The 12,770-nt window shown below is 48.9% G+C and carries 13 protein-coding genes, 1 rRNA gene and 1 riboswitch; of the genes, 13 read left to right on the top strand and 1 reads right to left on the bottom strand.

Annotated features, from left to right (window positions below; genetic code table 11):
- Positions 1-28 precede the first annotated feature (28 nt).
- A complete protein-coding gene (locus BV455_RS07240) occupies positions 29-175 on the top strand; it encodes a hypothetical protein (RefSeq protein ID WP_218687905.1) in 147 nt (48 codons plus the stop codon).
- 35 nt (positions 176-210) lie between these two features.
- Positions 211-327 (top strand): 5S ribosomal RNA (gene rrf, locus BV455_RS07235).
- A gap of 209 nt (positions 328-536) precedes the next feature.
- Here the strand turns inward: rrf and BV455_RS07230 are convergent.
- Positions 537-977 (bottom strand): Hsp20/alpha crystallin family protein, encoded by a 441-nt coding sequence (locus BV455_RS07230; RefSeq protein WP_100225059.1) that lies wholly within the window; start codon positions 975-977, stop codon positions 537-539.
- Between the two features lie 140 nt (positions 978-1,117).
- Positions 1,118-1,219: riboswitch (purine riboswitch) on the top strand.
- A 111-nt stretch (positions 1,220-1,330) separates the two neighbouring features.
- On the opposite strand from BV455_RS07230, the gene purE reads away from it, so the two are divergent.
- The 11 genes from purE to purH all read left to right on the top strand — a co-directional run bounded on the left by purE (position 1,331) and on the right by purH (position 12,755).
- Positions 1,331-1,819 carry a 5-(carboxyamino)imidazole ribonucleotide mutase gene (gene purE, locus BV455_RS07225; RefSeq protein ID WP_017434423.1) on the top strand — a complete coding sequence of 163 codons (489 nt, stop codon included), beginning with the start codon at positions 1,331-1,333 and terminating at the stop codon, positions 1,817-1,819.
- A complete protein-coding gene (gene purK / locus BV455_RS07220) occupies positions 1,803-2,957 on the top strand; it encodes a 5-(carboxyamino)imidazole ribonucleotide synthase (protein ID WP_017434422.1) in 1,155 nt (384 codons plus the stop codon). Before purE ends, purK begins: the two co-directional genes overlap by 17 nt.
- Positions 2,954-4,249 carry an adenylosuccinate lyase gene (gene purB, locus BV455_RS07215; protein ID WP_042408930.1) on the top strand — a complete coding sequence of 432 codons (1,296 nt, stop codon included), beginning with the start codon at positions 2,954-2,956 and terminating at the stop codon, positions 4,247-4,249. The genes purK and purB overlap by 4 nt, the downstream gene beginning before the upstream one ends.
- A gap of 76 nt (positions 4,250-4,325) precedes the next feature.
- A complete protein-coding gene (purC, locus tag BV455_RS07210) occupies positions 4,326-5,054 on the top strand; it encodes a phosphoribosylaminoimidazolesuccinocarboxamide synthase (protein WP_409993708.1) in 729 nt (242 codons plus the stop codon).
- The gene (gene purS / locus BV455_RS07205; RefSeq protein WP_017434419.1) at positions 5,042-5,296 is read left to right on the top strand and encodes a phosphoribosylformylglycinamidine synthase subunit PurS; all 255 of its coding nucleotides are present in this window, start codon (positions 5,042-5,044) and stop codon (positions 5,294-5,296) included. The genes purC and purS overlap by 13 nt, the downstream gene beginning before the upstream one ends.
- Positions 5,293-5,979: a phosphoribosylformylglycinamidine synthase subunit PurQ gene (gene purQ, locus BV455_RS07200; RefSeq protein WP_061578989.1), complete on the top strand. Its 687-nt coding sequence runs from the start codon at positions 5,293-5,295 to the stop codon at positions 5,977-5,979. The genes purS and purQ overlap by 4 nt, the downstream gene beginning before the upstream one ends.
- Positions 5,963-8,191, top strand: coding sequence for a phosphoribosylformylglycinamidine synthase subunit PurL (gene purL, locus BV455_RS07195; RefSeq protein WP_218687904.1), 2,229 nt, complete (start codon positions 5,963-5,965; stop codon positions 8,189-8,191). The genes purQ and purL overlap by 17 nt, the downstream gene beginning before the upstream one ends.
- Positions 8,167-9,579, top strand: a complete 1,413-nt coding sequence (gene purF, locus BV455_RS07190; protein ID WP_218687903.1) for an amidophosphoribosyltransferase — start codon at positions 8,167-8,169, stop codon at positions 9,577-9,579. Before purL ends, purF begins: the two co-directional genes overlap by 25 nt.
- 15 nt (positions 9,580-9,594) lie before the next feature.
- On the top strand, positions 9,595-10,635 hold the full coding sequence (purM, locus tag BV455_RS07185; RefSeq protein WP_218687902.1) for a phosphoribosylformylglycinamidine cyclo-ligase: 1,041 nt from the start codon (positions 9,595-9,597) through the stop codon (positions 10,633-10,635).
- Complete coding sequence (gene purN / locus BV455_RS07180; RefSeq protein WP_218687901.1) at positions 10,632-11,201, top strand: phosphoribosylglycinamide formyltransferase; 570 nt, start codon at positions 10,632-10,634, stop codon at positions 11,199-11,201. The genes purM and purN overlap by 4 nt, the downstream gene beginning before the upstream one ends.
- Before the next feature lie 15 nt (positions 11,202-11,216).
- Positions 11,217-12,755: a bifunctional phosphoribosylaminoimidazolecarboxamide formyltransferase/IMP cyclohydrolase gene (purH, locus tag BV455_RS07175; protein ID WP_218687900.1), complete on the top strand. Its 1,539-nt coding sequence runs from the start codon at positions 11,217-11,219 to the stop codon at positions 12,753-12,755.
- Positions 12,756-12,770 lie beyond the last annotated feature (15 nt).

Genomic DNA, 12,770 nt, shown 5'->3' with positions numbered 1-12,770 from the left:
GGCAAATGTTCTTCGCCTGGAGGGATGCTTGCATCCCGAAGGCGAAGGTTATTTGACCCCGAGCGGCGGTGAGCTGGAGCTAGACAGCGCGAAAAGCGGAGGCGCTTGGCTTCTTCCAAGCAGACGGTTATCTAGTTTTGAAGGAATGAACTCCTTCTTGACAAAATTAATCTGATGAATATAATAATATATGTCCAATAGAACAGCTTGCCTAGTGACTATAGCGGAGAGGAAACACCCGTTCCCATCCCGAACACGGAAGTTAAGCTCTCCAGCGCCGATGGTAGTTGGGGCCAGCGCCCCTGCAAGAGTAGGTCGTCGCTAGGCAGGCAAAAATTAGAGAGCTGCATGAGTTCTCTAATTTTTTTGCCTATCTCTGGTCAGGTCATTGAAGTTTTAATGACGCCATTTAAATCCTCTCCCCCAAAACTAGAAGCGTTATCATCGTTTCCTAGACCCCCTTTTTGATTTAGTATAGGAAACGGAACATCGGAACAGGGTGTCCCAAAATGATCGGGACATCCTCTTTTTTTCGCTTATTCCCCTTTTTTAATTTCGATTTTCTTTTTTTGCTCATCCGGAATCAGACGGTGAAGATGAATGAATAGCAAACCATTATGATACGTTGCCTCAATGCGATCTTCCTTTACCGCAAATGGAAGGGGAATCGTTTTTTCCCATGTGCCTTGAAAGATTCCTTCCTCCACTAATTCAAATCCTTTAAAGTTTAAGTTAATATTAGCCTTGATTTCTAATGTTTTGTAGTATATATAAAGTTCTGCGTCTTCCACTTTTTCTAATCCGGGCAAACTGACAACGATCAGCAGTTCGTTGTCTTTTTTATATATATTAATGCCTGATTGTTTATTTGTCGTTGGCAAAAATGATTGAAAATTTCCCCAAAAGTCTCCTTGGAAAAATTGCTGCCAATGTTTTGTCCAATCGGAAAACGGATCAAATGGGTTCCCTTTCACAATTTTTCCCTCCTCCGCTATTTCATCATATGTTTTCTCTACCGTTTGGTGAGACAGAAAACACGAACATTTATATTATATATAAATTAAATGTTCGATTTTTGTTGACAGTTCATGAAAAATATTGTTAAGATAATAGTAACTTCATAGTGTCGATGATCCCTCATATAATTTTGGGAATATGGCCCAAAAGTCTCTACCCAATAACCGTAAATTATTGGACTATGAGGGAAAGGATCGGTTTGGCTTTTTTTCGACAAGATGGTCGGAGTATGCCCAGAGCGATACTTTCCCTTATCAAGGAGGGGAACGTACGCTCTGGGCTTTGTTATGAATGATAAAGGAGTGAATATTCTATGCCGCCGCTTGTTGGAGTAATTATGGGCAGCCATTCAGACTGGGAAACGATGAAATATGCTTGTGATATATTAGAGGAGTTGCAAATTCCATTTGAGAAAAAGGTCGTTTCTGCCCATCGAACGCCTGATTATATGTTTGAGTATGCCGAAACAGCAGAGGAAAGAGGTATTAAGGTGATTATCGCAGGAGCGGGCGGAGCAGCCCACTTGCCGGGAATGGTAGCAGCGAAAACAACCATCCCTGTTATTGGCGTGCCGGTGCAGTCAAAAGCGTTGAACGGGTTAGATTCCCTTCTATCGATTGTGCAAATGCCTGGCGGGGTCCCAGTCGCCACCGTTGCCATCGGAAAGGCGGGAGCGACAAACGCGGGGCTTTTAGCAGCTGCCATATTAGGCATTCATGATCCGCAATACATGGAGGCGTTAAAGGAGCGAAGAGAGCAAATAAAAAAACAGGTGATGGAAAGTAGTGATCAACTTGGATAAGCGGCAAGTCCTTCCCGGACAGACGATCGGAATTATCGGCGGCGGACAGCTTGGACGGATGATGGCGCTTTCGGCAAAAGCAATGGGGTTTCGTATCGCCGTGCTCGACCCAACACCTGATTCCCCTTGTGGCCAGGTGGCTGATATCGAAATTACTGCCGAATATAGCGACCGCGGGGCGATTGCAGAGCTGGCGAAAGTAAGCGATGTGATTACGTATGAATTTGAAAATATTGATGCTAATGCTTTACATTGGCTCGTTGAACACGCCTATGTGCCGCAGGGAAGCCAGTTGCTCGCCGTCACGCAAGATCGCGCGGCCGAGAAACGGGAGATCATCGCTGCAGGTCTTCCCGTCGCTCCATATGCGGAAGTACAGACGAAAGAAGAGCTTGCTTTTGCAGTTGAAAAAATCGGTATTCCGTGTGTGTTGAAAACGCGCCGTGGCGGCTATGATGGGAAAGGGCAACACGTGATTCGCTGCCAAGAAGATATGGAACCGGCGCTTTCTTTGTTAGAAATTGGTCCTTGCGTATTGGAGAGCTGGATTTCATTTGACAAAGAAATTTCCGTGATCGTCGCAAGAAATGGGTTCGGTGAGATGGCGGCATTTCCGGTTGCAGAAAACATTCATATCGATAATATTTTGCATCAGACCATTGCCCCGGCGCGCATTGCTGCGGATGTCGCAAAAAAAGCAATGCGCTATGCGGAAACGCTCGCCGATTACTTTTCTTTAGTCGGAACGCTGGCAGTCGAAATGTTTTTGACAAAAGAAGGGGATATTTATATTAATGAGCTTGCCCCTAGACCGCACAACTCAGGTCATTATACAATTAATGCTTGTGCGACGTCCCAATTCGAGCAGCATATCCGCGCCATCTGCAATTGGCCGTTAGGAAGCACCGCCTTGCTAAAGCCGGCTGTCATGGTCAATATTTTAGGGGAGCATGTCGAGCCGATACGGCAAAATATTGGAAAGCTTGGTGCGGCGCATTTGCACCTGTACGGCAAAAAAGAGGCAAAACCGAAGCGAAAAATGGGGCATGTCACGGTGCTTGCCGAGCGTGTGGATGATGCGCTGGAAATGGTGGATTCGTGGCAAATTTGGAAGGATCGGAGGCAAGAATACGTATGATCGAACGTTACACAAGACCGGAAATGGGAGCAATTTGGACGGAAGAAAACCGCTTTAAAGCATGGCTGGAAGTGGAAATTTTAGCTTGTGAGGCGTGGGCAGAGCTTGGCGTCATTCCAAAAGAAGATGTCGAGCGCATCCGCCAAAACGCTTCGTTTGATATCGCGCGCATTAAAGAAATTGAAGAAGAAACGCGCCATGATGTCGTGGCGTTTACGCGCGCTGTTTCAGAAACGTTAGGCGAAGAACGAAAGTGGGTGCATTATGGGCTGACATCGACTGACGTCGTGGACACCGCCCTGTCTTATTTACTAAAACAAGCGAACGAAATTTTATTAAGAGATTTGGAAAATCTTATTCAAGTATTGAAAGAGAAAGCGTTGGAGCATAAATATACGGTCATGATGGGGCGCACGCACGGCGTTCACGCGGAACCGACAACATTTGGCCTGAAAATGGCATTATGGTATGCGGAAATGCTGCGCAATTTAGAACGGTTTAAACAAGCGGCGGAAACGGTGCGTGTCGGCAAAATTTCTGGCGCGGTCGGGACGTATGCGAACATCGATCCGTTTGTGGAGCAATATGTGTGCGAAAAATTAGGATTGAAACCAGCGCCGATCTCCACACAAACGCTGCAGCGCGACCGCCATGCGTATTATATGGCGACGCTGGCACTGATTGCGACATCGATTGAAAAATTTGCCGTTGAAATTCGTGGGCTGCAAAAAAGCGAAGTGCGGGAAGTGGAAGAGTTTTTTGCGAAAGGACAAAAAGGTTCATCGGCGATGCCGCACAAGCGCAATCCGATTGGTTCGGAAAACATGACGGGAATGGCGCGCGTCATCCGCGGGTATATGCTGACGGCGTACGAAAATGTTCCGCTTTGGCATGAACGCGATATTTCCCATTCTTCTGCTGAACGCATTATTTTGCCGGATGCAACGATCGCTCTAAACTATATGCTCAACCGCTTTGCCAACATTGTCAAGAACTTGAGAGTTTACCCGGAAAACATGAAGAAAAACATGGACCGTACGTTAGGATTGATTTATTCGCAACGGGTCCTGCTCGCCCTTATCGACACGGGGATGACGCGGGAAGAAGCGTATGATTTAGTGCAGCCGAAAGCGATGGAAGCATGGGAAAAACAAGTGCCGTTCCGTTCCTTGATTGAAGCGGACGAGCGGATTACAAGCCGTTTGACAAAAGAACAGCTCGACGATTGCTTTGATTATCGCTACCACTTAAAGCATATCGATACGATTTTTGCACGGTTAGGGTTAGCGTAACGGCAGATCGGCAAGTAGCTTCTTGCCGATCTGCACTAAAGAAAATTGCCAATATTCTGTATCGGAGGCCTGGGAAATGGTGGAAAAACTAGGATTGCTATATGAAGGAAAGGCAAAAAAAGTGTATACGACGGATGAGGAGAATACGTTGTGGGTGGAATATAAAGACAGCGCGACGGCGTTCAACGGAGAGAAAAAAGCGACGATTGCCGGCAAAGGACGCTTAAATAACGAAATTACTAGTTTGCTATTTTCTAAGCTTTGCGAGGCGGGAATTCCGAATCATTTTCTGCAAAAGGTATCTGCTACCGAGCAACTTGTCAAAAAAGTGACGATCATCCCGCTTGAAGTGGTTGTCCGCAACGTTGTGGCCGGGAGTCTGGCGAAGCGGCTTGGCATCGCAGAAGGCACCCCTCTGGAAAAACCTCTTATCGAATTTTATTACAAAAATGATGACCTTGGTGATCCTCTCTTATTAGAAGATCACATCGCCATATTAAAGCTGGCCACCTCAGAGCAGATTGCCGTTTTGAAGGAACTGGCTTTCAAGGTTAATGACGTATTGACGCAGCACTTTGCCGCGCGGCGGGTGCGACTGGTTGACTTTAAACTGGAATTTGGCATCGATGCAAAAGGTGAAATATTGCTTGCCGATGAGATTTCGCCGGATACGTGCCGCCTGTGGGATATGGAAACGAACGAAAAACTGGATAAAGATGTGTTCCGCCGCGATTTAGGAAGCTTAACGGATGCATACGAAGCGATTTTACAACGATTAGGGGGAGAATCAGCATGTATAAAGTAAAGGTATATGTGACGTTGCGTGAAAGTGTGCTTGATCCGCAAGGAACGGCGGTCAAAGGCGCGCTGCATAGCTTATCGTATACAGAAGTGCAGGACGTGCGGATCGGGAAATTTATGGAGCTTGTCATCGAGAAAAGCGACCGCGATATCGACAAACTGGTGCGGGAAATGTGTGAAAAGCTGTTAGCCAATACGGTTATTGAAGACTACCGTTATGAAATTGAGGAGGTAGTCGTGCAGTGAAATTTGCTGTGATCGTGTTTCCAGGGTCAAATTGTGATGTTGATATGTATCATGCGATTGCTGATGAGTTGCAAGAAGAAGTCGAATACGTATGGCATGATGAGGAAAACCTTGACCGTTTTGACGCGATTTTGCTGCCGGGAGGGTTTTCATACGGCGACTACCTTCGCTCCGGAGCGATCGCCCGCTTCTCCAACGTCATGAAGGCGGTCCAAAAAGCGGCAGATGAAGGGAAGCCGATATTAGGCGTATGCAACGGGTTTCAAATTTTGCTAGAAGCAGGGCTGCTTCCGGGGGCAATGCGCCGCAATAACAGTCTGAAGTTTATTTGCCGCCCGGTGTCGTTAAAAGTAGAAAACAATGAAACGATGTTTACGTCTTCGTACGAACAAGGCGAAATCATTACGATCCCGATCGCCCATGGCGAAGGCAATTATTATTGTGATGAACCAACACTAAAGCGACTGATCGAAAATCGGCAAATCGTTTTTCGCTATTACGGAGAAAATCCAAATGGAAGCTTATCCGATATTGCCGGAATTGTCAATGAAAAAGGTAATGTACTTGGCATGATGCCGCATCCGGAGCGGGCGGTGGATGTGCTGCTTGGCAGCGCTGACGGGTTGAAGCTGTTCCAATCGATCGTGAAATATTGGAGGGAAACACATGTCGTTACTGCTTGAGCCAAGTCCAACAGTGATTAAAGACGAAAAATTATATCGGGAAATGGGACTGACGGACGAAGAATTTGCGATGATCGAAAAGATTTTGGGCCGCCTGCCGAATTACACAGAAACAGGGATTTTTTCTGTCATGTGGTCCGAGCATTGCAGCTACAAAAATTCGAAGCCGGTATTAAAAAAGTTTCCAACGGAAGGAAAGCATGTGCTTCAAGGCCCGGGCGAAGGAGCGGGCATCGTGGATATCGGCGACGGCTTGGCGGTGGCATTTAAAATCGAAAGCCATAACCACCCGTCGGCAATTGAGCCGTATCAAGGGGCGGCGACCGGTGTCGGTGGTATCATCCGCGACGTCTTTTCGATGGGGGCGCGCCCGATTGCGTTATTAAATTCGCTTCGCTTCGGGGAGTTAATGTCCCCGCGTGTCAAGTATCTATTTGAAAATGTAGTGGCTGGGATCGCTGGTTACGGCAATTGTGTCGGCATTCCGACCGTCGGCGGCGAAGTGCAGTTTGATCCTGCTTATGAAGGCAACCCGCTTGTCAATGCGATGTGCGTCGGTATTATTCGCCATGAAGACATTCAACGCGGCGTAGCAACTGGGGTAGGAAACACCGTCATGTATGTAGGGGCGAAAACAGGGCGTGACGGCATCCACGGCGCGACGTTTGCTTCGGAGGAGTTGACGGAACAATCGGAGGCGAAAAGGCCTGCTGTGCAAGTCGGCGATCCGTTTATGGAAAAATTATTGCTTGAAGCTTGTTTGGAAGTAGTGAAATCCGATGCGCTTGTTGGCATTCAAGATATGGGTGCGGCTGGGTTGACGAGCTCTTCGGCGGAGATGGCGAGCAAAGGCGGGTTTGGCATTGAAATGAATTTGGATCTGGTGCCGCAGCGTGAGGCGGGTATGACGCCGTATGAAATGATGCTCTCGGAATCGCAGGAGCGGATGCTGCTTGTCGTCAAACAAGGACGCGAGCAAGAAATTTACGATTTGTTCGCCAAATACGGCTTGGAAGCAAAAGCGATCGGCAAAGTGACAGATGATAAAATGCTCCGCCTCTATTTCCGCGGCGAGGTCGTCGCCGAGATTCCGGTAGACGCCTTGGCAAAGGATGCGCCGGTTTATCATAAACCAGCAAAAGAGCCAGCCTATTATCGCGAGTTCCAAGCGATGGAGCCGTATGTTCCTGTTGTCACCGACTATGCAAAAACGCTGCTGGCGTTGCTGGCGCAGCCGACGATCGCCAGCAAAGAATGGGTATATGATCAATACGATTATATGGTACGAACTAATACGGTGGTTGCGCCAGGATCGGATGCGGCGGTTGTGCGCATTCGCGGCACGAATAAGGCGTTGGCGATGACAACAGACTGCAACTCGCGCTACCTTTATTTAGATCCGGAAACTGGCGGGAAAATTGCTGTAGCCGAGGCGGCGAGAAATGTGGTCTGTTCCGGTGCCAAACCGCTGGCACTGACGGATTGCCTAAATTTCGGAAGCCCGGAAAAACCGGAAATCTTCTGGCAGCTCGAAAAAGCGGTCGATGGAATGAGCGCCGCTTGCCGTGCGTTGGAAACTCCGGTCATCGGCGGGAACGTTTCTTTATATAACGAAACGAACGGAGAAGCGATTTATCCGACTCCGGTTGTCGGAATGGTCGGTCTTATTGAAGACATTCGTCATATTACGACGCAATCATTTAAACGTGCGGGCGATCTTATTTATGTCATCGGCGAAGCGCAGCCGGAGTTTGGCGGAAGCGAGCTGCAAAAATGGCTCGAAGGCCGCATTTTTGGTCCAGCGCCAGCCATTGATTTAACAGTGGAAGCAAAACGGCAAAAACAACTGTTAACAGCGATCCAGGCAGGAGTGATCGCATCGGCGCATGATATTGCGGAAGGTGGTTTTGCTGTTGCCTTGGCTGAATGTTTGATGGGCGCGGATGGACTTGGCGCGAAAGTCACGATCGCCGGGGATGTGACTAGCGAGCTATTTAGTGAAACACAATCGCGGTTTATCGTTTCCGTGAAAAAAGAACATCGCGAAACGTTTGAGCAATTGGTGGAAGCAAAGCAAATCGGTGAGGTAACCGACGACAATACGCTTCTTATTGAGAGCGTAAACGGAGAAGCAGTCATCAAACTTTCCGTCGCAGAAATGAGAAGCGTGTGGAAAGGGGCTATTCCATGCTTGCTGAAATCAAAGGATTAAATGAAGAGTGCGGCATTTTCGGCATTTGGGGACATGAAAACGCGGCGCAGCTCACGTATTACGGCTTGCATAGCCTTCAGCACCGCGGCCAGGAAGGAGCAGGGATCGTCGTTGTCCATCAAGGAACGCTGCAAAGCCATAAAGGGTTGGGTCTTGTCACCGAAGTGTTTCACAACGAGGTGCTTCAAGCGCTAAATGGAGCGGCAGCAATCGGCCACGTTCGCTACTCAACAGCAGGGGGAGGAGGCTATGAAAACGTCCAGCCGCTTCTGTTCCGCTCGCAAACGGGAAGCATTGCCCTTGCCCATAACGGCAATCTTACGAATGCAATCGATTTAAAACTGCAGCTTGAGGCACAGGGTAGCATTTTCCAAACGACTTCCGATACGGAAGTGCTGGCCCATCTCATTCGCCGCAGCCAGGCGCCGACGTTCAAAGAGCAGGTAAAAGAGGCGCTCGCCTATGTGGAAGGAGCATTTGCGTTCCTGTTATTGACGGAAAAGGAGCTATACATCGCCCTTGATCCACACGGATTTCGTCCGCTTTCGATCGGAAGGCTTGGCGACGCCTATGTCGTTGCTTCCGAGACGTGTGCCTTTGATGTGATCGGCGCCACGTACGAAAGGGAAGTCGAGCCGGGAGAATTAATTATCATTAGTGGCGAAGGAATGCGTTCCGAACGGTTCGCCCCGATGCGGCCACGTTCGATTTGCAGCATGGAATATATTTATTTCGCCCGTCCAGACAGCAATGTGGATGGCATTAACATTCATACGGCAAGAAAAAATTTAGGGAAACGACTGGCGCTAGAGGCGCCGGCAGAAGCGGACATTGTCACCGGTGTGCCCGATTCAAGCATTTCTGTTGCGATCGGCTACGCGGAGGCGACCGGCATTCCGTATGAGCTTGGGCTGATTAAAAACCGTTACGTCGGACGTACGTTTATTCAGCCGTCCCAGTCATTGCGGGAGCAAGGGGTGAAAATGAAACTGTCGCCGGTGCGCGGCGTGGTCGCCGGAAAACGCGTAGTAATGGTCGATGATTCGATTGTGCGTGGTACGACAAGCAGACGGATTGTGGCGATGCTTCGTGAAGCGGGGGCGACGGAAGTGCACGTCCGAATTAGCGCGCCGCCGATTACACATCCATGTTTTTACGGAATTGATACATCGACGCGCGAAGAGTTGATTGCGTCCAAGTATACAGTCGAGGAAATCCGCCAAATCATTGGCGCCGATTCGTTAGCATTTTTAAGTCAAGAAGGGTTGTTAGAGGCGATTGGTCGGCCGGATCATCTGCCATTACGCGGGCAATGCCTGGCCTGTTTTACCGGAAACTACCCGACCAATGTCAGCCGAGCGCGTTTGCCGTTTACGGCGGTTAAATAAAAAGGGGGACTTGACGTGGCAAAAGCATATAAACAAGCGGGCGTGGACATTGAAGCAGGATATCGGGCTGTCTCTTTGATGAAACCCCACGTGCAAAAAACGATGCGTCCGGAAGTGCTTGGCGGGTTAGGTGGATTTGGCGGCATGTTTGATTTATCGAAGCTTGGATATAAGGAGCCGGTGCTCGTTTCGGGGACGGATGGCGTGGGGACCAAGCTTAAGATTGCGTTTATGATGGACCGGCATGATACAATTGGAATAGATTGTGTGGCGATGTGCGTCAATGATATTGTCGTCCAAGGAGCAGAACCGCTCTTTTTTCTTGACTATATTGCGTGCGGCAAAGCGGTGCCGGAAAAAATCGCACACATTGTCAAAGGAATTGCCGATGGCTGCGCTGAAGCAGGTTGTGCGCTGATCGGCGGAGAGACGGCGGAAATGCCGGGAATGTATGAAGAAGAGGAATATGATGTCGCTGGGTTTGCCGTTGGAATTGCGGAAAAGTCAAAGCTTGTGACGGGGAGCAATATTCAAGAAGGGGACGTGCTAATCGGGCTTGCCTCCAACGGCCTTCACAGCAACGGATATTCGCTCGTGCGTCGCATCATGATAGAACAGGCGAAACTGGAATTGGACCGCATCTATGAGCCGCTGACGGTTCCGCTCGGTGAAGAGCTATTAAAGCCGACGCGCATTTATGTCAAGCCGCTTCTTCAAGTGATGAAACAATTTGATATAAAAGGAATGGCGCATATTACGGGCGGCGGCTTTATCGAAAACATCCCGCGCATGCTTCCGGAAGGACTGGGCGCGGAAATTGACGATGGTTCATGGCCGGTGCCGCCGATTTTTGATCTGCTGCGGGAGAAAGGAAACCTAGAGCACGGCGAAATGTTTTCTATTTTCAATATGGGAATTGGCATGGTGCTGGCAGTAGACCGTGAAGTGGCGGATCGTGTGTCTGCTCTTTTCACAGAGCTAGGAGAAAAAGCGTATGTCATCGGCCGTGTGAAACGAGGAAAAGGAGTTTCATTTGTCGGAGGGGCGATGGCATGAAACAACTTGCTGTTTTTGCCTCCGGCAGCGGCACGAATTTTCAGGCGATTGTTGATGCGGCCAAAAAGGGGATATTGCCAGCACGCGTCGCATTATTAGTATGCGACAAACCGGGAGCGAAAGTCATTGAGCGGGCGGCGCGAGAGCATATTCCTGCGTTCGTTTTTTCGCCGAAAGATTATGTTGCTAAAGCAGAATTTGAACAGGCGATTTTAGCCCAGTTGCGAAAACATCATATTGATTTCATCGCTCTTGCCGGCTATATGCGTCTTATTGGTCCGACGCTGCTTGCTGCTTATGAAGGAAAAATCGTCAATATCCATCCATCGCTGTTGCCGGCGTTTCCGGGCAAAGATGCGATTGGGCAAGCGTACCGGGCGGGGGTAAAAGTAACCGGCGTAACCATTCATTATGTTGATGAAGGAATGGATACCGGACCGATCATCGCACAGCGCACTGTCCCGATTTACGACGGAGAGCCGCTAGAACAGCTCGAGGCGCGGATTCACGAAGTGGAGCATGAGCTATATCCCACTGTATTAAAAACATTACTGGAACATCAATAGAAAGGATCGAGGATCATGGCAGTGAAACGGGCATTGCTAAGTGTATCGAACAAGGAAGGAATTGTACCGCTGGCGAAACAATTGGTGGAATTAGGTGTGGAAATTATCTCCACAGGCGGAACGAAAAAAACGCTGGAAGAAGCGGGAATTCCCGTCATTGGTATTTCCGAAGTGACAGGGTTTCCGGAAATTTTAGACGGGCGCGTCAAAACATTGCATCCGGCGATTCATGGCGGGTTGCTGGCGATCCGCGACAATGAGCGCCATCAAGCTGAACTTCATGAGCATCATATTACTCCGATTGATTTAGTGGTCGTCAATTTATATCCGTTTCAACAAACGATTGCCAAAAGCGATGTGACGTTTGCGGAAGCGATCGAAAATATTGATATCGGTGGTCCGACGATGCTTAGAGCGGCGGCGAAAAATCATTCCTATGTAACGGTCGTCGTGGACCCAGCCGACTATGATATGGTCATACAAGAGCTAAAAGAACATGGCGATATATCCGCGGAAACGAAACGGAAACTGGCGGCGAAAGTATTCCGCCATACGGCCGCATACGATGCGCTGATTGCCGAATATTTAACCAACAAGACAGGGGAAGAATATCCGGAAACGCTAACGGTCACTTTTGAGAAAAAACAAGCATTACGCTATGGGGAAAATCCGCATCAAACAGCGGCGTTTTATAAAAAACCGCTCTGTTCCTCTTTCTCGATTGCGCAAGCAACACAGCTGCACGGAAAAGCATTATCGTACAACAACATTAATGATGCGAACGCCGCACTACAATTAGTCAAAGAATTTACCGAGCCGGTGGCAGTGGCGGTGAAGCATATGAATCCGTGCGGCGTCGGCACGGGTGCGACGATTTATGAAGCGTTCCTAAAAGCGTATGAGGCCGATCCGGTTTCGATTTTTGGCGGCATTATCGCTTTAAACCGCGAAGTGGATAAAGCAACGGCCGAAAAAATGCACGAAATCTTTTTAGAAATCGTCATCGCTCCATCTTTTAGCGATGAGGCGCTTGCGATTTTGACGCAAAAGAAAAACATTCGTCTCTTGACAGTGGATTTCGCGGCTCCAAAGACAAAAGAAAAAATGCTTGTTTCCGTGCAAGGCGGACTGCTTGTACAAGAAGCGGATACGCACACGCTTGAGGATGCTGAGCTGAAAGTTGTGACGAAGCGTGAACCGACAGAAGAGGAATGGAAGCAGTTGCAGTTTGCCTGGAAGGTGGTCAAACACGTCAAATCGAACGCAATCGTGCTGGCGAAAGACGGAATGACGATCGGCGTTGGCGCCGGACAAATGAACCGGGTTGGCGCGGCGAAAATCGCGATTGAACAGGCGGGAGAGAAAACAAACGGAGCGGTGCTTGCTTCCGATGCGTTTTTCCCGATGGACGATACCGTCGAAGCGGCGGCCAAAGCCGGCATTACCGCCATCATCCAGCCGGGCGGCTCGATTCGCGACGCTGATTCGATTCGCAAAGCGGATGAATACGGAATTGCCATGGTCTTTACGGGAATCCGCCATTTTAAACATTAAGTTGGGGGGAGCGTT

Source organism: Parageobacillus caldoxylosilyticus (genome assembly GCF_019272935.1).
Lineage (GTDB): Bacteria > Bacillota > Bacilli > Bacillales > Anoxybacillaceae > Saccharococcus > Saccharococcus caldoxylosilyticus.
This window is presented reverse-complemented; position numbering and strand designations above follow the sequence as displayed.